This window comes from Paracoccaceae bacterium (assembly GCA_033344815.1).
GTDB lineage: Bacteria > Pseudomonadota > Alphaproteobacteria > Rhodobacterales > Rhodobacteraceae > Roseobacter.
In genome coordinates, this window is the sequence record JAWPMR010000001.1 from 2,290,627 (window position 1) to 2,315,790 (window position 25,164).

21 protein-coding genes are annotated in these 25,164 nt (G+C 55.1%); 11 read left to right on the forward strand and 10 right to left on the reverse strand.

Annotated features, from left to right (window positions below; translation table 11 throughout):
- Position 1 precedes the first annotated feature (1 nt).
- From R8G34_10685 to R8G34_10705, 5 genes are read left to right on the forward strand one after another with little or no spacing between them, the layout of a single operon-like run.
- Positions 2-1,312 (forward strand): TRAP transporter large permease subunit, encoded by a 1,311-nt coding sequence (locus tag R8G34_10685; protein MDW3223336.1) that lies wholly within the window; start codon positions 2-4, stop codon positions 1,310-1,312.
- 23 nt (positions 1,313-1,335) lie between these two features.
- Entirely contained in the window at positions 1,336-2,253 is a 918-nt protein-coding gene (locus R8G34_10690) for a hypothetical protein (GenBank protein ID MDW3223337.1), read from the forward strand.
- On the forward strand, positions 2,246-2,977 hold the full coding sequence (locus R8G34_10695; GenBank protein ID MDW3223338.1) for a carboxyltransferase domain-containing protein: 732 nt from the start codon (positions 2,246-2,248) through the stop codon (positions 2,975-2,977). The genes R8G34_10690 and R8G34_10695 overlap by 8 nt, the downstream gene beginning before the upstream one ends.
- The gene (locus tag R8G34_10700; protein MDW3223339.1) at positions 2,974-3,996 is read left to right on the forward strand and encodes a biotin-dependent carboxyltransferase family protein; all 1,023 of its coding nucleotides are present in this window, start codon (positions 2,974-2,976) and stop codon (positions 3,994-3,996) included. The genes R8G34_10695 and R8G34_10700 overlap by 4 nt, the downstream gene beginning before the upstream one ends.
- A 12-nt stretch (positions 3,997-4,008) precedes the next feature.
- Positions 4,009-4,779, forward strand: a complete 771-nt coding sequence (locus tag R8G34_10705) for a 5-oxoprolinase subunit PxpA (protein MDW3223340.1) — start codon at positions 4,009-4,011, stop codon at positions 4,777-4,779.
- A 13-nt stretch (positions 4,780-4,792) separates the two neighbouring features.
- Here the strand turns inward: R8G34_10705 and R8G34_10710 are convergent, their stop codons facing one another.
- From R8G34_10710 to R8G34_10745, 8 genes are all read right to left on the reverse strand, one after another.
- Positions 4,793-6,016: a c-type cytochrome gene (locus R8G34_10710; GenBank protein MDW3223341.1), complete on the reverse strand. Its 1,224-nt coding sequence runs from the start codon at positions 6,014-6,016 to the stop codon at positions 4,793-4,795.
- An 856-nt stretch (positions 6,017-6,872) separates the two neighbouring features.
- Positions 6,873-7,457 (reverse strand): hypothetical protein, encoded by a 585-nt coding sequence (locus tag R8G34_10715; protein MDW3223342.1) that lies wholly within the window; start codon positions 7,455-7,457, stop codon positions 6,873-6,875.
- 22 nt (positions 7,458-7,479) lie between these two features.
- On the reverse strand, positions 7,480-8,142 hold the full coding sequence (locus R8G34_10720; protein MDW3223343.1) for a hypothetical protein: 663 nt from the start codon (positions 8,140-8,142) through the stop codon (positions 7,480-7,482).
- A 22-nt stretch (positions 8,143-8,164) separates the two neighbouring features.
- Positions 8,165-9,121, reverse strand: coding sequence for a PfkB family carbohydrate kinase (locus R8G34_10725; GenBank protein ID MDW3223344.1), 957 nt, complete (start codon positions 9,119-9,121; stop codon positions 8,165-8,167).
- A gap of 21 nt (positions 9,122-9,142) precedes the next feature.
- Positions 9,143-10,195, reverse strand: a complete 1,053-nt coding sequence (locus R8G34_10730) for an ABC transporter ATP-binding protein (GenBank protein ID MDW3223345.1) — start codon at positions 10,193-10,195, stop codon at positions 9,143-9,145.
- Positions 10,196-10,197: 2 nt separating this feature from the next.
- Positions 10,198-10,959: a carbohydrate ABC transporter permease gene (locus tag R8G34_10735; protein ID MDW3223346.1), complete on the reverse strand. Its 762-nt coding sequence runs from the start codon at positions 10,957-10,959 to the stop codon at positions 10,198-10,200.
- A gap of 86 nt (positions 10,960-11,045) precedes the next feature.
- Positions 11,046-11,990, reverse strand: coding sequence for a sugar ABC transporter permease (locus R8G34_10740; GenBank protein MDW3223347.1), 945 nt, complete (start codon positions 11,988-11,990; stop codon positions 11,046-11,048).
- Between the two features lie 35 nt (positions 11,991-12,025).
- On the reverse strand, positions 12,026-13,579 hold the full coding sequence (locus tag R8G34_10745) for an extracellular solute-binding protein (protein ID MDW3223348.1): 1,554 nt from the start codon (positions 13,577-13,579) through the stop codon (positions 12,026-12,028).
- Between the two features lie 237 nt (positions 13,580-13,816).
- On the opposite strand from R8G34_10745, the gene R8G34_10750 reads away from it, so the two are divergent.
- From R8G34_10750 to R8G34_10775, 6 genes are all read left to right on the forward strand, one after another.
- Positions 13,817-15,148, forward strand: coding sequence for an SAF domain-containing protein (locus R8G34_10750; GenBank protein MDW3223349.1), 1,332 nt, complete (start codon positions 13,817-13,819; stop codon positions 15,146-15,148).
- A complete protein-coding gene (locus R8G34_10755; GenBank protein ID MDW3223350.1) occupies positions 15,141-16,148 on the forward strand; it encodes a thiamine pyrophosphate-dependent dehydrogenase E1 component subunit alpha in 1,008 nt (335 codons plus the stop codon). The genes R8G34_10750 and R8G34_10755 overlap by 8 nt, the downstream gene beginning before the upstream one ends.
- Positions 16,149-16,150: 2 nt before the next feature.
- Positions 16,151-17,155, forward strand: coding sequence for an alpha-ketoacid dehydrogenase subunit beta (locus R8G34_10760; GenBank protein MDW3223351.1), 1,005 nt, complete (start codon positions 16,151-16,153; stop codon positions 17,153-17,155).
- Positions 17,155-18,423: an acetoin dehydrogenase dihydrolipoyllysine-residue acetyltransferase subunit gene (locus tag R8G34_10765; GenBank protein ID MDW3223352.1), complete on the forward strand. Its 1,269-nt coding sequence runs from the start codon at positions 17,155-17,157 to the stop codon at positions 18,421-18,423. The genes R8G34_10760 and R8G34_10765 overlap by 1 nt, the downstream gene beginning before the upstream one ends.
- 35 nt (positions 18,424-18,458) lie before the next feature.
- On the forward strand, positions 18,459-19,448 hold the full coding sequence (locus R8G34_10770) for a sugar-binding transcriptional regulator (GenBank protein ID MDW3223353.1): 990 nt from the start codon (positions 18,459-18,461) through the stop codon (positions 19,446-19,448).
- Between the two features lie 1,050 nt (positions 19,449-20,498).
- A complete protein-coding gene (locus R8G34_10775; GenBank protein ID MDW3223354.1) occupies positions 20,499-22,061 on the forward strand; it encodes a hypothetical protein in 1,563 nt (520 codons plus the stop codon).
- A gap of 918 nt (positions 22,062-22,979) precedes the next feature.
- On the opposite strand, the gene R8G34_10780 is transcribed toward R8G34_10775, so the two are convergent.
- The gene (locus tag R8G34_10780) at positions 22,980-23,288 is read right to left on the reverse strand and encodes a polysaccharide deacetylase family protein (GenBank protein MDW3223355.1); all 309 of its coding nucleotides are present in this window, start codon (positions 23,286-23,288) and stop codon (positions 22,980-22,982) included.
- Between the two features lie 679 nt (positions 23,289-23,967).
- Positions 23,968-25,164, reverse strand: coding sequence for a transporter substrate-binding domain-containing protein (locus R8G34_10785; protein MDW3223356.1), 1,197 nt, complete (start codon positions 25,162-25,164; stop codon positions 23,968-23,970).

Below are 25,164 nucleotides of genomic sequence, written 5' to 3' on the forward strand. Positions count from 1 at the left end.
GATGACCGAACTCTACGCCATCATCCTTTTCCTTGTTGTCCTCTTCCTGCTTCTTGGCACCGGCGTCTGGGTTGGCCTCGCGCTGATGGGTGTGGCCTGGGTCGGAATGGAGCTGTTTACCACCCGTCCCGTGGGCGACACGATGATCACAACGATCTGGGCGTCTTCGAGCAGCTGGACCCTGACTGCCCTGCCCCTGTTCATCTGGATGGGAGAAATTCTCTACCGCACGCGACTGTCCGAGGACATGTTCAAGGGTCTCTCGCCCTGGCTTGCGCGTTTGCCGGGCGGATTGGTCCATACCAACATCGTCGCCTGCACCGTTTTCGCGGCGGTCTCGGGATCCTCCGCCGCCACGCTAACCACCGTCGGCAAGATGTCGATCCCCGAACTGCGCAACAGAAACTACCCGGAAAACATGGTAATTGGCACATTGGCAGGCGCGGCCACATTAGGACTGATGATCCCACCATCCCTTGCGCTAATCGTCTATGGCGTCACTGTGAACGAATCCATAACCAAGCTGTTTTTTGCAGGCGTATTCCCCGGATTGATCCTCGCGGGCATGTTCATGGCCTATGTGGCAATCGTCTCCTTTATGTCAAAGGATTGGAGCCCCACGGTCGAGACGGGAATGAGCTTTGGTGAAAAGCTTGCGAACTCCCGGTTTCTTGCACCCGTTTTTGCGCTGATCACAATCGTCATCGGCTCCATGTATCTGGGGTACGCCACAGCAACCGAGGCCGCAGCCATCGGTGTCATCGGGGCGCTGCTGCTGGCGCTGTTTCAGGGATCCTTGAGCCCAACCTCGTTCCGCGACAGCTTGATGGGCGCGATGCGCACCTCTGCCATGATCGCCTTGATCCTTGCGGGGGCGGCGTTCCTGAAACTCTCCATGGGTTTCACTGGGTTGCCCCGCGCATTGGCGGATGGGATTGCAGCGATGGAACTCACGCGGTTTCAGCTGCTTATGGCGTTGTTGGTTTTTTACATCATCCTTGGCATGTTTCTGGATGGTATCTCTTCGGTGGTTTTGACCATGGCTGTGGTCGAGCCAATGGTACGCGAAGCGGGCATCGACCTGATCTGGTTCGGCATCTTCGTTGTTGTTGTTGTCGAAATGGCCCAGATCACACCACCCATTGGGTTCAATCTCTTTGTGCTGCAAGGCATGACGAACCATGAGATGGGGTACATCACCAAAGCCGCGCTGCCGATGTTTTTGATTATGGTCCTGATGGTTTTTGTGCTGATCTGGTTCCCGGACATCGCGACCTGGTTGCCCGAAAATCTGCGACAGACCCCGAATTAGCAAAAGTGGTACGACTGTTATGGATGATATCCGACAACGCGCGCACCTGTTTGATCGCAGGTCTCGTGGCAGGTCTGGCGCTGCCGGGGCTCGCCAAAGCGATGCAGCCCTGGTTGCCACAAATGGTTGCGGCATTGCTGACCGTTACCGCTCTGCGCATCGGTCGGGATGCCGCGATGGGGGCGATATCGGATCTGCGCTGGGGGCTGGGGTCCGTCGCCGTATTGCAGCTCATTCTGCCGATTGTCTTGTTTGGCCTGTGCTGGGCCCTTGGCATTTCGCAAACGCCCGTAGCCATGGCAATCATTTTGGCAACAACGGCGCCTGCAATCACCGGGTCGCCCAATCTGGCGCTGCTGTTGGGACAGGATGGCGGGCGCATGATGCAAATCATGGTACTGGGAACTGCCGCTTTTCCCCTGACTGTCATCCCGATCCTGTGGTTACTGCCCCAACTAGGCGCGCTCAGCGCAATCCTGGCAGCTGCTGTAACCGTGTTGGTCGTCATAACAGTCGCAACTTTTGTCGGTTTCAGCCTGCGCGCGACCTTTTTCCCATCGCCGAGCGCAAAACAGATCAAGGCCCTGGATGGTCTTTCCGTGCTGGCGTTCTCGGGCATTGTGGTGGCATTGATGGCTGCACTGAACCCCGCTTTGCGCAGCGATCCCGCGAATGTTGCGTTATGGGCTCTTCTCGCTTTTGCCATTGGGTACGGTGCACAGGGCCTGACCCTCTTGTGTTTGCGGGGCTCGCGCCTGAACCATGTGGCGGGGCCGCTAGCCATTGGTGCGGGCAACCGCAATATCGCCCTCTTTCTGGTCGCCTTGCCAGCGGATGTATTGGCACCGTTGATGGTTTTTGTCGGGTGCTGGCAATTGCCCATGTATCTGACCCCGATCCTGCTGCGCAGGCTTTACCGTTCAAGGGCATCAAATGACTGAAACGCCACGCATCCGTACGGTTGGCTTGTCAGGGCTCCTTGTCAGTTTTGGCACATCCATGAGCGAACCCGCCAATCGTGCCGCATTGGCATTTCGAGCCGCCCTTGAGGCGCAAGAGTGGCCCGAAGTCCGCGAAAGCATGATGTCGCTTGTGTCTGTCTTTGTCGCCGTGGATCTGGTCACAACGCCCGCTGAGGCGACAACAGAAAAGCTTCAAGTGCTCCTGGAAACGCAGGATTGGTACGAAGCCGCCTTGCCCGCGGGCCGGACGTTGCTGCATGTTCCAACGCTCTACGGCACGGACCTTGCGCCACAGTTGGAAGAAGCCGCCGAGGTTGCCGGGCTGGACCCGGATGAAGCCATCCGGCTGCTGTCTACTTCCCGGGTACGGGTCCTGACTTTGGGATTTGCTCCGGGCCAACCTTACCTTGGTGAATTGCCCGAGGTTTGGAACATCCCGCGACAACAAAACCTGACCAAAAGTGTACCCACCGGCGCTTTGGTGGTGGCCATCCGACAATTGATCACCTTCACGGCTCCGACACCAACCGGATGGCGGCATATTGGACAAACTGCGTTTCGCAATTTCGTTCTGGAAGCCGAACACCCGTTTGCTTTGTCGCCGGGGGACGAGCTGATCTTTCCGTCCATTGATCGGGCAGCTTTTGACAAAATCGACCCCAGTGATCGTTTTGGCGCTGCTGATCGGGAAATGATCGCATGAGCGCGCACCTCAGGGTTTTATCGGCAGGCCCGGCCATGAGCATTCAGGATTTGGGCCGTGAAGGGCATCTGGCCTTTGGCCTTACGCGGGGCGGCGCGGCTGACCGATTGGCCCTCTTTGAAGGGGCTGCGCTTTTGGGACAACCCGCAGAATGCGCCACGATCGAGATGGTCGGTATGGGTGGTACATTTGAGGCCACTGCGGATACGATCATTGCCCTCACCGGGGCGCGCATGGCCGCAACCCTTGATGGTGCGCCAATGGTCTGGAATGCATCGCATACGTTGCCAGCGGGCGCCAAACTTGTGATTGGCGGGGCGCAAACCGGAACTTATGGCTATCTGCATATCGCAGGCGGGTTCGATACACCTCTCTACATGGGTGCGCGCGCCACGCATCTGACCGCGCAGATTGGTGCCGTGTTGAAGACCGGCGATGACATCGCCTTTCGCCCATCGACCCCGGCACGCAGTGGGTATTTCCTATTACCTGACACCAGATTTCAAGGCGGCGCTGTTCGGGTAACGCCTTCATTTCAATCGGAGCATTTCTCGCAAGAAACGCGAAACCGCTTTTGCCAAACCACGTTCCGCCGCGATCCACGCAGCAACCGTCAGGGCGTGCGCATGGATGCCGATGCCCCCGGCTTTTACGCCGAAGGTGGATTGAGCATCGTTTCCGAGGTGATCACCACCGGCGATATTCAGGTTGCCGGGGACGGCGCGCCTTATGTGCTTATGTGTGAAAGCCAGACCACGGGCGGATATCCCAGAATAGGTACGGTCATCCCGTCTGATTTGCCGAAAGTCGCGCAAGCACCTGTTGGGACCGTGATTGAGTTTGAGTTCATTTCACATGATACGGCAATCGAGATTGAGAAACGCATCCGAAATGAGATCAAAACGCTCTCCTCTCGTGCGCAACCTTTGGTGCGAGATCCGCACGACATTCCCGACTTACTTGCCTATCAACTCATCAGTGGCACGGTGTCGGCAACCGCCGATCCATTTGCGTCTTAAAGGAGATATCGCATGACCCATGTAGATCTTAACGCCGATATGGGCGAGAGTTTCGGCCCTTGGAACATGGGCGATGACGCTTCCTTGCTGAAAACTGTGACCTCAGCAAACATCGCCTGCGGCGCGCACGCCGGTGACCCGGATGTGATGGCCACGACCATGCGTTTTGCGCTGGAAAACGGCGTCGGAATTGGCGCGCATCCTGGTTTTGCGGATTTGCAGGGGTTTGGTCGCCGACGGATGGATGTGCCGCGCGCAACATTACAAAACTCGATACGGTATCAGGTGGCAGCCTCGATCGGGATGGCCAAATCGCTGGGCGCAGAGGTACGTCACTTAAAGGTGCACGGCGCTTTGGCCAACATGGCCTCTGAAGACGAAGCACTCGCCACAGATCTTTATCAAGCTGCCCTTTCCGTGGCACCTGATTTGATCGTCATGGTGTTATGTGCCACGGCGCAGGAAGCGGCGGCGCGCAAACTTGGCTGCGCCTATGCTGGCGAGATTTTTGCGGATCGTGCCTATAACGATGATGCGACACTGGTGGATCGCAGTCTTCCCGGCGCCGTAATCCACGACCCGGAAATCGCTGGAAAACGCATGGTGGAGATGGTTCAGGCCGGTGCAATCATTACGGAAACCGGCAAGCGGATCGAAACCGATATCGATACAATTTGCCTGCATGGCGACACGCCAACGGCGGTGCAGATCGCAGTCTCTGTGCGCCACGCCCTTGAGACGTCAGGTATCAGCGTCCGTCAATTCGAGGGTCGGCGCGTTTGATCACACGCCGCGATCATTGATCCGACGTTTCCTGCTTTAGAAAGGCGATAAGGTCGTCGCGATCCTTGCGCTTGGTAATACGCTGCATGGGCATTTTAGACCCCGGGATGTAGTGATCAGGCCCCTGATCAAACAACAGGTCAATCGTTTCATCTGACCAGATGATCCCGGAGTCTTTGAGGGTGGAGGAGTATAGGTAGCCCTCTACCGTTCCTGCAGGACGCTCGAAAAGCCCGTACAAAGTTGGACCCGCACGACGTTTTCCGTCAGCACCCAACGTATGACAAATCGAGCATTTCCGCTGGAACTGCCGTTCTCCGTTGGACATTTCTTCAGGCGCTTTCAGGAAGCTGCGTTTGGTGTCGGACATCTGCGGTGACGCACCCAAATCCTTGATCGGCCAGCTATACATCGCGTCATCCAGACCTCCTGCATGAATGTTTTCTCCACTTTCGGAAAACGCCAATGCCCATATGGGACCAGACAGTGTTGCGCGAAAATCATTGGAAATACGCCAATCCACTGTGTCGATCAGCATGATGTACCCTTGCGCATCCCCAACAGCGATGCGTGCCGCTTGCGGATGGTACGCCATCGCAAGAATAGGGCGACGGTCGGCTGTGAAATCGCGCAAAGGCTCCCCCTCAGGCAGACTGGCAAGCCGTGTCGTGCCATCCACCGCCCCATAGGCAATCCAACTGTCATCCGCCCCAATTGTCAGCGTATTGATACCGAACCCATGATTGACGAGGCGCCGCAGCGGTGCACCGGTCATCGCATCCCACACACGGATGGTCCCATCTGCGGAAGCGCTATAGAGTCTTTGCCCATCCGCGGAAAATGCCACGTCATTCACGATGTTATCATGGCCGGTAATATTAATGACCGGCGTGTCATCCACGACGGACCAGATCCGCAGGGTTCTATCCCAGCTTGCAGACGCCACGCGGTTGCCATCCGGTGACATGGCAAGTCGGATGACTTTGGCTGTATGCGTGCCGAGCACTTGAGACTGACTCGTGGCCTCATTCCAAACACGCACGGTAAAATCATCACCAGCCGAAACCACACGCCCTTTTGTTGCCAACACAACCGCATTGACGGCTGCGGTATGCCCTTCAAGCCAGACCGGAACGCCATCGCGCCACAAGCCGACCGAATTGTCAAAACTGGCGGTCAATATCGTTCCATCTGATCCCGCCGAGATGCCTTTGATCGGACCGCCATGACCTTTCAAGGTAAAAAACTCCTGGGCTGTACTGCTCGGCGCCGCGCAGAGATTTAGACATAGCACCAACAGACCAAAAACAGGCAAAAGCCTGCCTTTCAAGACGCGTGCTATCCTGTCATTTAAATCGGCCATGTCATCCCCGATTTATCAGGGACCGCGCAGGTCGGGAAAGATCTTTTTTCTTGCATGTCTGAACTATCGCAAAAATGCCCTGTGTGGTCCATCGGCGTGCACTTGCCTGCATTTGATGCGCGATCTAACGCATGGTCAATTCAGAAATTTCTGCACCCGGTTGATGTATTTGGCCTGCATCAGACCGGCGCGGTTTAGATGCAGGCGGTGATGGTTGCCGCCGTTGGGTTTTGGATTCTCCTATCCGGTCTCTTATCTCGACCAATTTCGCCACCAGACGGCGGCCAATTTCGGCGCCGGCGCCATGTATCGAAACACTACGAAATCAGAAGCTTATCCTTGCCACCAGGATCGACTCGCCCATCGAAGGCTGTGCGCAATAATCCGCCAAAACGGACTTAAAGAAAGCGCGTGACACCACAATGCTTCTGCGGAGCGCGCTCGCCGCAACCTCGACTATGGCGAGGTTTCCTCGCCGATCAATGAGAGCGCTTGGCCCCAAGCAGACTTGCCCGGATGCCTGACACTCTGCGACGCAGGACCCCCTGTCATCGCTGGCGAGCAGATGATTCATTGCCTTTGGACTGCGTCCATCACTGAACCCAAATACCAGATCAAACAAATTGCTTTAAACCATATCCTGTTCGCACACTTGCACGCTCGGGCCGAATTTCGCCTTGATGAACAGCTGTTACTTCTTGAGACAAGCCAGCAAACAACAACTGGCTTTTTACGTGAGCTTTTTAGGACTGTGCTTTTCGCTTAGCTGCTTTTCGATACGACGCGGAATGAATTGTCCCGGCATCGTCCAGTTGGGTGTTTCACCGGCAAATTCTTCAAAAAAACCGATGGCAAGATTCACGTCCTCACGCACGTTTTCCCGAAAGGACCACCAGGCACGCAGATCACCCAGCTTCGGCGCTGTATCGGCGGTCAAAGAAAAATCCTGCTCGATCACTGAATCCCGCACCGCGAGGCAAAAAGAAACATACAAGTAACCTTCAGGCCAAAAAGTGGCCGGTTGATCGCGATCACTGTCCGTTTCACTGGCGGTAACAGGCGCATGACGCACCAATTCACGTAACATCAAACCGGCGGCAAATGTAACGTATTCCAAGCGGTGATCTTCGGCCTTGTACTTTTGCGTCTCGAACGAACGAAACCACGTACCAAACGCCTCTAGGAGCTTACCTTCATCAAGTGTCAGGGTTTGACCCGTTTCGAGCTCTACTTCGGCAAGAAATTCCCGGAAAGAACTGACGAACCATCGCGCGCGACGGATCGTCTTGCGCACCGGCATGTCACTTTCTTCCAAAACGTGGAGGGATTCTTTCACGTCAGATCCTTTCAGACACGTCCAACAGGATCGCATTCAACGCTTCGGGATCGTTCCATGCGTTTTGGCATGCTTCCAGAGATCCCGCGCCCAGCCAACCCGAAATACGTACCAGTTCCTCTTCGGATGTTTTGCCGTCCCCGGGTTCGGTCAACAACCAGAGGACCGCGCCAATACATGTACGCAGCGGCAACCCGGCCTCGGGGCCCTGTCCTGAGCCCAGCAATCCCGGGGCAACGCCAAAAGGTTCGCGACGGATCATCGCGTGCAGCAAAGCCGCCGCACGGAAGGGCTCGTTTTCCGCATCATGCCAGCACAGGGCGAGGATCGTTTCGCTGACCAGAAAATCGGACTCTTTTGCCTCTGCCAGCAAGATGGAAATGGCAAAACCCGCGCATGCTGCCATCTCGGTCGCAGACATATCCGCACCCTGCATGGCTGCTGCTGCCTCCGCGACAACTGATGTCTCAGGCGGTCCGGAAATGCCGGCGCCCTTTGGATCAAACGGCGTGATGTTTTCGACGGCGTGGCGTAACGGACCCGGCAAGGCTTCCAGCGCATGAGAGACCACCGAGGCCGCAGGCCCCGCATGCTGGCGCACGCCCCGCACGAGGTCGCGCAACGGGAGCGTCAAGGCGCGTGGATTGGGATAGGAACTGCTCATCATGGCAGGCCTTCTATTGGAGTCACGCCCCAGTATACGCCTTCAAGCCAGTGTTAGCCATGAAAGAAAGAGTTGTATCCAGATCAACGACTCCTGCCTGCGATCCCAGACCAGTCGCATTCTGCGCCGAACTGGCCTGACCCAAACGGATACAGTCCTCGGTTGATTTGTCCAAGTGCAGACCCGTTGCAAACCCCGCATTAAAGCAATCACCGCAGCCGCAAGTGCACACCACGTCGATTTCATAGGCCGGAATATCGATATTCACGCCACTCTGATCTCGATACATGGCTCCGTCGGCCCCCAATGTCAGGATGACAGCGCCAGTTCCCTGATCCAGCAGGAATTGCGCAATGTCGTCAAAATCCGTGAGCCCGGATAGCGCCATTGCCTCTTCTTCTGAGGGCATAAATACATCGGTATGCACCAAAAGCGGCTTGATCAGAGCCAGATCATCAGGCGTCGAGGCAAAGACATCCAAGGTTGTTTGACAGCCCCGCTTCTTCGCTTCCGCCAGGACCTCGACGGTGCGGCCTTTATCCATCGCATCCATCAATCCTACGCCGCCAACGTGCAGGATTCTAGTGTCCAACACGCGATCCAACTGCGCGTCATCCACGTAAAAACCCGCCGTCGCACCCAACTTGTGTAGCGCGGGACGCGCGCCGTCAGGCCGCGTGGTGACAATGCTGGACGAGGTGGAAAAATCCGGACAGCGCTGCATCATGTCCCGATCAACGCCGAAATCATCAAGCCGGCGCAACACCCAATCCCCCATCAGATCGTTCCCAACGCCGCCAACGGCCTGCACCTGCAACCCATGTTTCGCCGCCACAATAGCCGCCGATCCGGCAGCACCTGAAACAGCCAGCGCGAAGTCATCCACAAAGAAAGTATTTCCACCCGGCGGGATATCGTTCACCGGCCGGCACAGTGCATCAAATGTGTAAAACCCCATGGAGGTGTAATCGAATGTCATAGGATCCCCCGGATGTTCGGCTTAGTCAGCGATGCGCTGCCCCGTCTGTGCATCAAATAGAAAAATGCGCTCTTTATCGAACTTCACTGAAACAGAGGTGTCAAGTTTGGCGCGAAAGTCACGATCGGCTTTGACCTCGACACGTCTATCGCCCACCTCAATCGTCAGGTAGGTCAAATCGCCTGTAGGCTCCACGCCAAATACCGTTCCCTTGAGCTGTGGCTGAGCGCCACCAACGGTACAGTCTTCGGGGCGAAAACCAAGCACCACTTGTCCACTCTGCGCCGCAGACAGGCCCGTCACTTCGATCCCGGGCGCGGTAAACACACCCTCCTGAACCTGACCTTCAACAAGGTTCATCGGGGGCGAACCAATGAAACCCGCCACAAAGGTATTGGCAGGGTCATTGTAAATTTCATCAGGCGTGCCGATTTGCTGGATCGCACCCCCTTCCATGATCACGATGCGGTCCGCCAGGGTCATTGCCTCGATCTGATCATGGGTCACATAGACAGTTGTTACTTTTAACTGCCGCTGAATATGCTTGATCTGGACCCGCATCGCTTGACGCAACTTGGCGTCCAGATTGCTGAGCGGTTCGTCCATCAGGAACACCTGAGGCTGGCGCACGATGGCACGCGCGAGTGCAGCACGTTGGCGCTGCCCCCCGGATAAAGCGCCGGGTTTACGATCCAGATACTCTGTCAGTTCGGTCATTTCAGCCGCGCGCTGTACCAAGGCATCCTGTTCGGGCTTAGGCACCTGCCGCATACGCAAAGGAAAGCGGATGTTTTCATAGATCGTCATGTTGGGATAAAGCGCGTAGCCCTGAAACACCATCGCCACATCGCGGTCCCGGGCGTCAACGTCATTCATGACCTCACCGTCCATGATCACATCGCCCTCGCTTGGCTCCTCAAGGCCGGCAATCATCCGCATTGTCGTGGTTTTGCCGCATCCGGACGGTCCAAGAAAAACAACAAATTCCTCATCCGCGATATCGATGTTCACATCGCGCACGCCCCAGACGTTGCCCCATCGCTTCTGGATGCCGGTAAGCTCAATGCGTGCCATTTTTATCCCTTCACCGCGCCCATCGTCAGACCACGTGACAGATGTTTCTGGATCAACACGACCACGATAAACACCGGCACGAAGGCCAGAAAGGCGACCAGTGCAATTGCGTTGTAAATAAGCCCGTCCGAGCCGCCGGTAAAATTCGCCAGCGCCACCGACATTGTATAAGCATTGGGTGTCGAAGCGATCAGCAGCGTGAACAAAAATTCGTTGATGGCAAAGATCATCGCGATGACGCTTGCCGTGATGATGCCGGGCAGTATGGCGGGGATGATGATTTCCCACAGGATGCGCAGATCACCCGCGCCATCCGTTTTGGCGGCATCTTCCAGTTCTTTGGGGATGTCCATCATGTAAGACCGGATGATCCACGTCACAAATGACAGATTAATCGCCGCGTAGATCAGCATTAAGGCCCAGACCGTGTCCAGCAATCCCATGTTACGAAACAGGAAGAAAATCGGGATCGCAACAATCGCGGGCGCCATCATCCGGGTAGATAGAATGTAAAACCCGATGTCATCGCGCCCCCGGTAGGTATAGCGCGAGAGCGAATAGGCCGCCGGGATCGCCAGCACCAGATCAATCAATACGGACCCGATGATGGCCAGCACCGAATTGCGCAGGTATTTGGCCATGGGCCAGTCTTCCCAGATCATATGCCAGGCATCGAGGCTAAATGTGGGCCAATAGATCGGCTGAGTGGTGATGATCTCGGTCCGTGGGCGGAAGCCGATGGACAGGAACCACAGCACTGGCATCAGACAGAACAACGCCCATGCTCCGAGGATCGCATACCGGAGTGTGAGGCTTTCGCCGCGGGATTTTCTGCGCACCGATGCCATAGTTATACCTTCGCCGACACAAAGGCGCGTTTGACCACAAACTGCGCGATGATGATGGTCAGGATCAGCATGATCACTGAAGCAGAAGACGCATAGCCGAAGTCAAAGAACTTAAAGCCTGTACGGTAGATGAAATAGCTGATTGTTTCTGTGCCAAAGGCCGGCCCCCCTTTGGTGATGACAAACACGTTAGTGAACATCGTGGTGATGTCGATGCCGCGCAGGATCAGGGCGACGGCAATCACCGGTTTCATCATCGGCAAGGAGATGTTCCAGAAGATCTGATACCATGAGGCGCCATCCAGACGCGCAGCCTCTTCGACCTCTTCGTCCTGACCCTGAAGGGCAGCCACAAAAATTATGAATAGAAACGGGGTCCATTGCCAGACATCCGCGAGGATCAGAATGGACCGGCTCATCCAGATGGAAGATTGAAAAGCGATGTTGCCGTCGATCAACCCCAGCCGGATCGAGATATCAGCAAAAACGCGAGCATCCAGAAAGAACAGTTTGTAGATGAACGCCACGGCGGAGGGCATGAACAGCATCGGGATCAGAAAGATGATCCGCCAGCCTTTGACCCATGGATCGCGGTAGGCATAAAACGCGATTGCCAGAGCGATCAGACATTGCAGCGTCAGGGAAATCGACCCGATCACAAAGGTATTCCAGAGCGCACCCCAGAATTGATAGTCGTTGAACAGACGCGCGTAATTGGCAAAACCAACCGGCTGCCATGGTCCGAACTTGACCGCATAAAAACTCTGAACAATGGCATAGATGCCAGGATAGAGCGTAATCAGCAGCAGATAAATGACTGCCGGGGCCACCAAAAGATACGGGAACCATGCCTTTAGACGCTTGCTGCGTCTTTTGAATGTCTTCTGTGTCGGCCTTGCCGGGGCGGTTTGATCCGCCCCGGTGCCCGACAGGTTTGAAGTGCCCATATTGAGGTACAGCCCGTCTTAAGGTCGTGGATCGTTTAGAACGGCAAATCCTTGCCTTCACCCACATAAAGACCCGGCGCTGCCGCGGCATAATCCACCGGATCATTGCCTTGGTAGAACCCGTTGCTGGACATGATCTGCTTGACTGCAGCGGCCGCATTATCGAGCGCCTCCTTCGGCGTGATCTGCCCCACAACAGCGCGGTTGATCTCATTGCCGATGGCCTGCTCAATCGGGAAAGCGCCAGGCAGGCGCGGCGAACACCACGCGTGTTCAAGGCTGTCGGCCCAGACTTTCGCAGGCTGTGAGACTTCTTGCAGGTTGGTGTTGGTCAGGACGGATTTGTAACCCGGAGCCACACCATTTGCATTGGCCTCGTTCATCGCCATGATCGACCCGGTGGTCAGGAAGGCCAGCATCAGGAATGCACCTTCTGGGTTCTGCGCACTGGCCGCGACACAGGATGTCGAGCCCGCGATATTTGGCGGTGCAAAACGACCCCCATCGATGCGTGGTTCGTAAATGGTGACGAAATCATCGACGATCTGGCTTTGATCCGGCCGCATCGCCTGCGTCCCTGAATCCTGCCAGCTGATGTTGGTGGCGACCTGCCCGCCCAACCAAGCCGCGCGATTTTCCGGCCAACCGGCACCCGCGTGACCTTCATTGGCGTTTTTGGTCAGCGCCATGATGATCTCCAGCCCCTTCATGCCTGCGTCACCGTTAAAGATCGGCTCCCAGTTTTCATCAAACAGCATCATGCCGGCCTGAGCGGCAATATGCTCCCACGTATAGGTCGACCAGAAGCCGGGTGCTGCCATCATGCCAACACCGGATACGCCAGGTTCGATCTTGTTCAACTCGCCAGATACACGGATCAATTCATCATAGGTCGGGATCGAAGTGACTTTATCAACAGAGCCCCCCAACAGGGTTTCCATGTAACCTTTGCGTACATGCACCATCTGAATGTCGCAATCGAACGGAATGCCATACATCTTACCATTAAAGAAGCCGTAATTCAGACGATAGGTGTCATAGAAGTCATCCAGCGGCAGACCCCATTTGTCAGCATAATCATCAAGGCTGGCGAGGAAACCCGGTGCCGCGAAGTCGCCTAACCACGGGGAGAAGAACTGCAACGCGTCAAAGGAGGCATTGCCGGAAATGAACTCGGCAAGCGCCTTGTCATAAAAGCTGTCATCCGGGATCGGGACCAATTCAACCGTGATGCCCGAGAGTTTTTCAAACGGCACCAGACCCTCGGCAGCCGATTCCGCATCCGCCGCGCCAATGGCGAAACGCACAGTCGTGCCCGCCAGTTCGGAGCGCACGGCTTCCCAATCTACGGTGCGGATCCAGTCTTTATTGCTGTCCCAGATCGGCTTGTCGTCGGACATGCCATAAAGGTCGCGGTAGTCCTGCCGCACGTATTTATTGATCGAAATATCATCCAGAACGCTTTGTGGATCGGGCAGATGCCCATCAGCAAGCGCTGCGCTGCCAAAGCTCAGACCACCTGCGGCAAAGCCCGCAGCGGATGAGCTTTTCAGGAAAGAGCGCCGTGATAGGTGATTGCTATTCGTCATTTTTGTTGTCCTCCCAATTGGTCTGTCGTGCCGTTACCATCCAGCCAGTGAAACAGCCCGGCATCAACCCCGATCCTCCCGATCCGGGCCTGAACATATGAATGCCCTTGTTAACGATTGTTCATTTTACCAATCCGGTCAACTCCTATTTTAATTATGACTGAACATTTGAATTGACAATAGAACCAAAGTTCATGCTATTGAAAGAACACCTCTTGCGCAGAAGGATCGTGCCTCATGGCCTCCAACATCTCCCTCACAGGTCTCGCCAAAGATCTTTCCGAACGGGCAGCCTCTGGTAAACCAGTACGCATTGGCCTGATTGGGTCAGGCGAGATGGGTACGGATATTGTGACCCGCGCCGCAATGATGGACGGTGTCGAGGTCGCTGCGATTTCGGAAATCAACCCGAGCGCCGCCCACAAGGCCGTGGAGATTGCCCGCAGCACAGATGGCTTTAGCGCGGATGCAAATTCGGCGGACAGCCTCAATACGGTGATAGAAAGCGGCAAGACAGCGATTGCGAATAACGCAGACGCCATTCTCGAATCCGGACTAATTGACGTTGTGATTGATGCAACCGGCATCCCGGCGGTCGGGGCTGAAATCGGCCTCAAGGCGATGGAACGGGGCAAGCACCTCGTCATGATGAACGTCGAGGCGGACGTGACAATTGGGGCCTACTTGCGCCGCGAAGCGGATCGCCTTGGCGTGGTGTACTCGCTTGGGGCCGGCGATGAGCCGTCTTCGTGCATGGAACTGATCGAATTCGTCTCCGCCATGGGGCACAAGATCGTCTGTGCAGGCAAGGGCAAGAACAATCCCTTGAACATCGACGCCCTGCCAGAGGCTTATATGGAAGAAGCTGCGCGGCGTCACATGAACCCGCGTCTGCTGGTCGAATTCGTTGATGGTTCCAAAACCGCCGTAGAAATGTGCGCAATCGCCAATGCAACGGGCCTGATCCCGGATTGCGATGGCATGCATGGTCCTGCTGCCGGACCCAAAGAGCTTGCCAAAACTCTGATCCCCAAGAAAGACGGCGGCTTACTCGACGGGATTGGGCGGGTGGACTATTCCATCGGCAAAGGCGTCTCACCCGGCGTTTTTGTGGTGATTGAGGCCGAACATCCCCGCATTCGCGAACGCTTGAAAGATCTGAAAATGGGGGATGGCCCTTATTTCGAATTCATCCGCCCCTATCACCTGACGTCTCTAGAGGTACCGCTGACCTGCGCACGTGCTGTTCTTTATGGTAAGGCCGACATGGTCCCAATGGACCAGCCTGTTGCTGAAGTTGCAGCCGTTGCCAAACGCGATCTTAAACCCGGCGAAACATTGGATCAGATCGGCGAATACACCTATCGCGCCTGGGCGATGGAAACGTCACGCGCACGGATCGCGCGGGCCCTGCCGGCAGGTTTGCTGACGGGCGCTACAACCACCGCCGCAATCGCAAAGGGTGAATTGATCACCGCTCATAACACCACTCTGCCTGATGCCCGCATCGTGGATCTGCGCCGTCGTCAGGACGAGATGCTTTATGGTAAGGACGCGGCGAATGTCTGAGCCCAAGAATACGCCCTATGCCATCCGCACCTATGACGCGGATAAGTTGAAGGGTGCGCTGCGCAAGATGTTCTTGATCCGGAAATTCGAGGAAGGTGCTGAGGACAGTTACACGCGTGGTCTGATCCACGGGACGATGCATTTATCCATCGGACAAGAGGCCTCGGCTGTAGCGTCCTGCATGTCGCTGAGCGATGAGGACAAGATCACCTCTACCCATCGAGGCCACGGCCATTGCGTGGCAAAAGGTGCGGACTTGGGCCGCATGTTTGCCGAATTTTTCGGAAAAGAAGACGGCTATTGCCGAGGTCGCGGCGGCTCGATGCACATCGCGGATGTGGAAAAGGGCAACCTTGGAGCCAATGGCATTGTCGGAGGTGGGTTGCCCATCGCCGTAGGCGCGGCGCTTTCAGCCAAACGCCTTGGTACCGGTGCTGTGACGGTCTGCTTTTTTGGTGACGGGGCCAATAATGAGGGTGCCTTCCATGAAGCTTTGAACATGGCTGCGGTGTGGAAACTGCCCGTGGTATTCGTTTGTGAGAACAACCGGTATGGCATGTCGACATCGACGGAACGCTCAACAGCCGTGAAAAACATTGCAGACCGTGCGTCGGCTTACAACATGCCCGGCGTAACCGTGGACGGAAACGATTTTTCAGCCGTGAGCGAAGCGGTTGATACCGCAGTTGCGCGCGCGCGCGCGGGTCAAGGACCAAGCCTTGTTGAAAACCTGACATACCGTTGGCGCGGCCATTCAAAATCGGACCGCAACCGGTATCGCACCAAAAAAGAGATCGCCGATTGGATGGCACGGGATCCCATAAAGCAGATGTCCAATCTGCTGGTGACGCATAAAATCATGTCAGAAGAGGACATCGCGTCTTTGGAAACGGAAACCGAACGGGTCATTGAGGACGCGATCGCTTTTGCCAATGCGAGCCCTTCGCCCGCCGCGAGTGATGCGACACGCTTTGTCTATACCGATGAGGCCGCTGCGTGAACATGCACGCCAAGCCCGGTTTGCGCGAGCTATCTTATGCGGAAGCGATCCGCGAAGCGATGGATATTGCCCTCGGGCGCGATGAGCGCGTCATTTTGATGGGCGAGGACATCGGTGTTTATGGCGGCGCGTTTCAGGTCACAGGCGACCTGGTCGAAAAATACGGCACGGGCCGCGTGATGGACACGCCAATTTCCGAGCTTGGTGGCGCGGGCGTTGCCGTTGGCGCGGCGATGACCGGCTTGCGCCCGATTTTTGAGTTTCAGTTTTCGGATTTCGCCACGCTTGCGATGGAGCAGATCGTCAATCAGGCCGCCAAGATCCGCTTTATGCTGGGCGGTGCGGTCTCTGTCCCGCTTGTGATGCGGTTCCCCGCAGGTTCCGGCACCGGGGCTGCGGCACAGCACAGCCAAAGCATCGAAGCGTGGCTGGGTCATGTGCCCGGTCTGAAGGTCATCCAACCCTCAACCCCAGAAGACGCCAAAGGCATGTTGCTCGCAGCGCTTGAAGACCCAGATCCTGTGATGATCTTTGAGCACAAAATTCTCTACAAGATGAAAGGGCATGTGCCGGAAGGGCATTATACAACCCCCATTGGCAAGGCCTCTGTGCGTCGCGAGGGTCGCGATCTGAGCATCGTCGCGACGTCCCTGATGGTGCACAAAGCGCTCGCAGCCGCAGATGATTTGGCTAAAGACGGGATAGATGCCGAAGTGATAGACTTGCGCACAATTCGCCCGATGGATCGTGAAACGGTGCTGGCCTCCGTGCGCAAAACCGGGCGGTTGATTTGCGTCTATGAAGGCGTAAAAACCCTTGGCGTGGGCGCCGAGGTTTCTGCAATGGTCGCTGAAAGCGATGCTTTTGACTATCTGGATGCACCTATCATCCGGTTGGGAGGTGCGGAAAGCCCGATCCCCTATAACCCTGAGCTGGAAAAAGCCGCCGTCCCGCAAATCCCGGATGTTCTTGAGGCCGCAAGGGCGTTGGTTCAAGGCCGCCTCTGATGCCCATCGAAGTGATCATGCCCAAGGTCGACATGGACATGGCCAGCGGTGTCATCAGCGCATGGCACGTTGAGATTGGGGCAACCGTCGCCAAGGGGGATCCCTTGTTTGATATTGAAACCGATAAAGCCGCGATGGAAGTCGAGGCGCAAAGTGATGGAATTCTCCATCATCCCATTGCTGAGGGCACCGAAGTCGCGATTGGCCAACCGGTTGCATGGCTGTACGCGGCGGATGAAGTCGTTGGCGATGCGCCCGAAGGTGAAAGGGCGGCCTCGGCCCCTGCTGCGCAAGACACGTCCGATAATGCGTTTGCGGAAGCGGATCAGGTTGCAGCATCTGCAGTTCCATTGACGGACAAAATCCGTGCCACGCCCCGCGCGCGATCGCTTGCCCGCGAGGCCGGTTTGGACATCACAACCCTCACAGGGTCCGGTCCCCGCAATCGCATCCAAGCCGAAGACGTGCCAAGCAAGCTCCATGTTAACCCATCATTGCCTGCGTCTTTTGTACCCGAAAACGGGCCTCTTTCAGTGACACATAAGAAAGGCAGCGGCGGAACACCCATTGTCCTGATCCATGGCTTTGCCAGCGATTCCAAATCTTGGGCGCCGCTGGAACATTATCTGGCAGATTGTCCCTTGATCCGCATCGACCTGCCTTGCCACGGCAAGTCCCCCAACCTGCGGATCACCGGTTTCGCTGATCTTGTAACAGTAGTGCGCCAGACTTTTGACGATCTGCATTTGGAGGCTGCGCAACTCATCGGCCATAGCCTTGGCGGCGCTGTTGCATTGGCGCTTGCGGATACGAGAGCTCGCAAGATCAAGTCACTAAATCTGATCGCTCCCGGTGGGCTTGGTCCAGACATTAACACGGCATCGCTCAACGGGATCACAAATGCCACGCGTGTGGAAAGCCTTACACCGTGGCTGAAAATGCTTGTCCATGACGAGGCTCTGATCACCGAAGGCTACGCTCGCGCCGTAATGGCAACTCGGATCAACGCAAACATGCGTGCCGCGCAAATGGCCCTCGCTGACGCCGTTTTTCCGGATGGCACACAAGCATTTGATCTCCGCGCTGCCTTGCAAAGGGTTGAAATGCCGACCCGTGTGATCTGGGGGCGTCAGGACAGAATAATTAAATGGCAACATGCTCTTAACGCTCCCGGCGATGTCGCGTTGCATCTTTTTGATGCCACAGGTCATATGCCTCAGATTGAACATACAGATGAGATTGGGAAGCTGCTGAAATCAGCGCTATAGTGGCGCAACCAGAATGACCCGCGCAGGAGCCACATATGCCCGATGATCTGAAAAAAACCGTCGAGCTGCACCGAGACCGGACGTTAAACGATCCGCACAGCCAGATGCGTATTCGAGCTGCATGGCTCTATTATGTTGAGGGAAACACACAATCTGACGTCGCGAAAAAGCTGGGTGTGAACCGCATCATGATCACCCGGTTACTGTCAGAGGCCAAGAAGCGAGGCGAGGTGGTCATACAGATCAAATCCAAGCTCACCTCTTTGGTACAAGCGCAAACAGAACTCGAAGAAAAATATGGTCTGCGCAAAGCCATTCTTGCACCTCACGCGGATGCTTCTGCCGATCCGACTCGTGTGATCGCCGCCGCAGCGGGCGAATACGTCTCAGGCCTTATGCATCACAATATCACTGTTGGGGTGGGGTGGGGTCGCACCTTGCATTCCATGCTGCCCTATATTGAAGGTCAGACACTCAAAGGCGCGCGCATCGTGTCGTTACTCGGGGGGATCGCTCAGGCCCGCCGCTTTAACCCTGCGGAATTTGCATGGCAATTTGCAGAGCTTTTCGACGCCGAAGGGTTCCTTGTCCCTGCCCCCGCCATCGTCGATTCCCCGCAAACCAAACATGCGTTGCTGGAACACTGCGGGTTGGATCGGATCATTTCCATGGCGGATGCTTGTGACGTGGCCCTATTGTCCTGCGGCGGCATAACGACCCTGACAACTTCGTATCGCGCCGGGCATGTGTCCGAAGCAGAGCGGACATCCCTCATTGAAGCAGGCGCGGTGGGGGATCTACTCTACAACTTTCTCGACCGGGACGGCGTGCCGCTGGACCATCCCGTCAACACACGCAACATATCTGCATCTGTGGATCACCTTGCGCGGCTCCCGAACAAGGTCCTCATTTCAGGTGGGTCAGAAAAAGTTGAGATTATCCGAGCCACTTTAAAAGCCATTATGCCCGGCACGCTGATCACCGACGAGGTTACGGGCGCGCAATTGCTCAGTGATACCGTTTAGATGTCTATTTCTGAGTGCTGTGCCAACTCAGGCGGAACCAGTCAGTGCACGCGTTGCGCAATTTGGCCTCTGACCTTTGCATTGGATGGAACATTTGGTTAGCTGCGCTCAGGTCGGGGGGGTCTTTCATAACTGCACATCCAAGGCCGATACCATATCAGCGCCTCTTTGTTGATGCGTTGATATTTTGGGTAAATGCGCTGTGCGACTGCCAAATTCATAAGATAATTGCGAGCGTCAACCAAGTAGACATTCACGAACGCAACGCCTCTGCTCCCTCCACGTTGAACCACAGTCCTGCGAGCGCAAAACACAAAGAACCAGCATCGATCTGGTCTTGCACCTCGTGGTTTTTGCGGAAAAGGAGAGGTTTTATCCAGTCTACGGCAGTTTTGGCCGGTCGGAGTGCGCATCCGTTGGCCACTTGCATTGTAAGGTCGAGGTCATCACATCATATCCAGGCCGCCGTCAGATTTGAAACTGACGCACGTCGCGCAGACACCTGAGAGTATTCTGCGCGCGCATACACGAAAACCGAAGGCTTGAATCGAAAAAGCTCAGGAATTCTCTTCAGGCTTCTGTGACGGCCTTGTTCCGAACAACCGCACCACCGTTGGTTTGGCTCATCAATCTCACCCGAATGGCTTTCAGTAGCCAGAATATCAGGCTTCTGAGCAGAGCACTGGTGTTCTCATGCGTGGATCTGTTGTCGGCATGAAACGATCCCTGATCACTGTGAAACATCCTCGGGACGCGCGCTTGCGGTCCTTGTGCAAATTCAAAAACCCCACGCTCTAAAAACCGGAAAAGACTTGCACCAGTAGCAGCAATCATAGAGGACTTTGTGGTTCGCCTGCCAATGTGAGGGCCGGTGCATTCGCTATCAATCTTGATCGCTCACGCGAGGCTGCTTTTGAATTTCCCCGCCCGGGAACAGCGTGAGCAAATCACGATGATTTAGTGTTTGAGTGAAACACATGTTGAAGCAACTGGAGAGCAAACCAGCAAGTGCCTTTGAAGATTTTCCTTTCCCGCTCGGTGTTACCAATATTGAGTCTGGCCGTACTTGTTTTATCCTGTGTATCGGCTTTCATCGGCTTGGAGGCTTCCAGCCTGTGGGTTGACGAATTGTTTTCCACCTACTTCGCCGACACAGCTTTGCCGGATTTGGAAGCAGTGTTTTCGCGGGCAACGGAAGATACGAATCCGCCAGGCTATTACCTTCTTCTTTGGGAAAGCCTGCGCCTAACAGGTATGTCATTCGTTCCGGGCGGCCGGGGACTTTCGGCGTTACTGGCCATCCTCGCGATCCTCGCACTTGTTCTGGCACCAACCAAAGGGATCGGTTTCACGCCGCGGCTTTTGGCAGCCGTCTTCGTGGTGGCAACTCCGATCTGGTTCTTTAACAGTCAAAACATAAGGGCTTACGCGCTGATCTTCCTGCTTGCCGTTGGTATGGCTGCAAGCGCCCTTCGCACAATGGATGGTCTTCTCGTAGGGCGCGCGCCTGTTGGTCCACTGGCACTGTTGGCAGTCCTGTCGCTCGCGGCCAGTCTGAGCCAATACTATGCGATTTTGCTCGCTGGCGGACTGTTCACTGTTTTGTTGTTTTTCTGCCGCTCGGTGACAGCGCTGACTGGGGTCGCACTATCTGGTTTACTCGTTCTTGTCCCATTTCTGGCTTTCATGACTTGGCATCAGGAAAGAATTATTCCTGAGATCGGCGACATGTGGTTTGCAACCGATCTGAGTTTCGAGTGGATCTTATCGAACTCCATCTTTGGGCTGAAACAATTGGTCGGGACGCAATTCTCACTCCTGATATTGGGTGTTCTGATCGCGCTGGCTGTCTGGGCGCTTTTTGCACAGGGCCCACGAAAGTTTTTCTCCGTACTGACCCGTGATCGTATTGGGGCCGCGCTTGCACTGCTCATGGGCAGTTTTCTAGTTGCCTACCTTTATGCAATTGCGGTGACCTTCGCATTCACGCCGATCTTTGCTGCCCGGCTATTTGATGTCTTGGCGCCCATGGCTTGGGTTGCGCTCGCATATGGGGCGCATGCTGTGCTTGGGCTGATGGACACCCCGGTTCGCAACGTCGTCGCGACGGCCTCGCTGTCATGCGTTGTGTTACTGGCAGGAACCAAAATGTTGGACCGTGGACAAGACGCCATGCAACCATGGCGCCACTCGGCTGAGGCAGTAGCCGCAAAAGATGGGTGCATCGGTTCAACCCTGCCCGTGGTGTGGTTCGAACAACCCCTTTTTAAAGAAAACAATCCAGAAAGGTTCTACGGTTTTTACTTGCCGCCGGATCAAGACCGCAAATGGTTACCGCTCAGTCGTCATGACCTTCAAACCGATCTCGGCAGCGAGAAAATGAGAGCGGTTGTGCAGAACACAGCGTCGGGACTGCGTGAGTGCACCCTACTTTTGTGGTCAGTCCATATGCAAATTGATGATCTGGGTGCCGTCACTGAAGCACTTGCAGCACATATGGGTCAGGATGTGATGTCATCAGGTATAGACATAGAGATTGTTCGGCCCAGACATTCCGTATCTTCTGGCTATCTTTTTGTTCTGCAACCGTCATCGACCGCAAATCTGCCTTAGTGCGGACTTGGCAACCGGGGCCAACGAGCCAACGAGCCAACGAGCCAACGAGCCAACGACTAATTCGCCAGTACGATGGAAATCACCAAACCAAAATGGCGCTGCAACTACTGTCCCGCTTTGACTGTCAGCAGAGAAATGACCGTCGGCGTTGTGAAAGTTGCGTATCGCAATGCTGATCAATCAATTCGCGGTCTGCCCCGTCGGGATAAAACCATCCGTCTTGTATAACTGATCGATGACCAGTGTATTTGTCGTCGCATCTAAATGTACGGCATCCGCGATCTGACACTGGCAATTCTTAACGTTTTACCCGCAACCAATGCTTTGCCGGCCCACGCTTGATGAACTGTCCTCATATGCCTGATAAGGCTAAAACGTTGGAATACCAGATCAATCGGCCTGTGCCCGTCGCCAAGCAGGCGGATGATGTTCAATCACGTCGGAAAACACCCGGTCAAGACAGTCCCACATCGCTCCGCTTGAAGGACGTGCCACGTTCCTCTTCATTCTTGCGAGAATGAGGTAGTAGCGGAAGTGGGATCTGAGTGGTGCGCGAAATTTGGGCTGACCCGGATCAATTTCCCAGGGGTGAGAATAAAAAATGGGTCGCAAATCGGCTCCGGCGGCTCGGTTTAATCCACGAAAAGAACGGGGATAGGGCAAAAGCCGGAACCACCCACTACACGAGACAGGCAGTCTCGTGCTTGCCGCACGGATCGTGGTCATGGGATTCTCAACAACAATTGAAGACATCGAAAACGGAAACTGTAGCGCATCCGGCTGGCCGCACTGATCATGTCGGATCGAATTAATGCCCGATCTAAAGACAAGGCCGGTCTCTGCCAAAACTTCGCAAGCCCACCAGATTGTTTGATTGAGCGCGAAATTGGCGGCGCAGTATCCGTTGATCTGCGCTTAAGGCACTTGTTCAAGCGCGGCCTTCGCGCGGGACACATCGGTTTTAAACTCCTTTGGCGGCTGATCACTCAAACGATGATGCGCCCATCCATGACTGGCCAGTTCGTGCCCTGTGCTGAAAATTCGGCAAATAAGGTCAGGATGTTGCTCAACCACTGTGCCGAGAACAAAAAAGGTCGCTGTGACCGAATGCTGGTTAAACATATCTAGATTGCGTGACGTTGTAGCCAGAACGCGACGTTGCTTGTTGACCCATTCCGCGCTCAGCGTGGCAGCGTGATGGGCTTCCTCCAAATCCACAGTCATCGCGCCGGTCCATGAAACCTTATGTGCATGTGTCACCGACCTCATGCCGCGTCATACCCCCGTGAGCGCCCGTCCACGGCCCGAGTTTAACTGGTCTGCGAATAGGAATGTCTTCGTCTAAACATCAAGAGTTTTTATCGCTGTCCAAAGATCACATTCTAAAGACAACACGGCATTGCTTCAGAGCCAGCAGCACAGGCTGTTCCAGCAGTTTCGTCACGCTCGTTACGTCAAGGTTTGAGGCGCAATGCCGCCGCAAAGCTTAGACATTTACCCGACTGAGCACTGAGAGCAGTTGCACCATCCCTATCGCGCGCCTTCGGCAAAAAAAGATAACGCGCATCGTCTGAAAGATGATCTGTACCGATAGCAAGGATCCGCGGTTGTGAATGCAATAGAGATCATAGCCGACCTTTTCAGCGGCACCTTCAAGGACTGCACCATAGGGAAAATTGACTTGCGCCTAACCAGTAAAACCGGAACGCACGCAATAACGATGATCCTAAAGTGGAATTTTTTGCCGCAGATCCGCAACAAAATCTGGTCGCTCGGGGCGCGAACCAATCTGTGACATTTCGCCACGAATGACATTGAAAAATTGCCGCAGTTCTTCCAGCGGTCCGCTATACTCGGCCTGAATCGCGCAAACAACATCAATTAGTACATTGCAGAACGGTTGTTATTTGATTTCTGCAGCTTGGCTCAAATTCTCATCCGCGTCCGTCGACCGATCAATGCCACAGATACTCAGTTCTTCTTCTTCGCCGCTGTGTTTGCCAATTGGGATATTATTGATGCGAAAAAGAATACTCAGGTTGGAAGACATCTGCGCATCAAATCGCCCTGTATAAAGACTTTCGATCGTCCCATCTTCGAACATACTATAGAGCGCGCATGAAAACTTTTCATGAAACCCTTCAATTTCTGAAGAAATTACAAAGGCGTACGGCTCATAGGTGTACTCTTCGGGATCCGCAAACTCGACGGGACATTCTAAACCAGTCTTGTCGCGATGCTCACCAATAGATGCACGCAGAATGTCCAGATCGCCATAGTATCTGTCCAGCTTACCCTGACAGAACGCTTCGGCTGCATCCCGATGCGAAGAGAAGGTGCAGGCGATCGGCTCCACGAAGTCCGCTTCAAAAGTCACCACTTTCTCGCTGATTGTGGAGCCTGAAACGTAGCCCAGGACCTGTACGCTTGTAATCGTTTGGGGCGCCGGATCTTCCGTGGGTTCAGGACGTTTGTACCGGAACTGAATGAGGTTGCGCCAGCTTTTTGCTTCCTCATCTTCGGCGATTTCTGTGTTTGGGGGTTGCTTACCATCAAGCCCATCTGCAGGCTTCGTTGCTTTCGCTGCCGTCGCCTTGATTGCTGCTTTGTCTTTTGCCTCACTAAAGAGGGTCTCACAGGTCAGCGCTGTCGTTCCGTCGGGCCGATGATCACCCAATCGCTTTTGAGAATCGACGGTCATACTGGCCCCGGGCATAACGTACCCACCGTTCGCAACGAAAATAATCTGTGAAAATCCGAGGAGTTTTGCCTCTCCGGTATCGGCGAAGTTTTTCATACGGGCAAGGGTGATTGTTGTCGGATCACACAAGACATCATACCCACCGTCACCGGTATTCAAGAAGACATCGCGCATAATCGCATTCACCGCTTTTTCTGTGAACTGGTATCCGGCACGGGTCACGGCCTCAGTGCAAATATCGTAAAAATAGCCGACATATGCACCCGAATTGGTGTCGATGGAAACAAAGGGAGGGGTATCAACGCGGACGCCAATACTGACCTGATCCTTTGCAAAGGAGGGTGTGAAAGGCATCAGCATCGCAAAGGCCACAATGAGAACATGAATGGACTTTTGCAT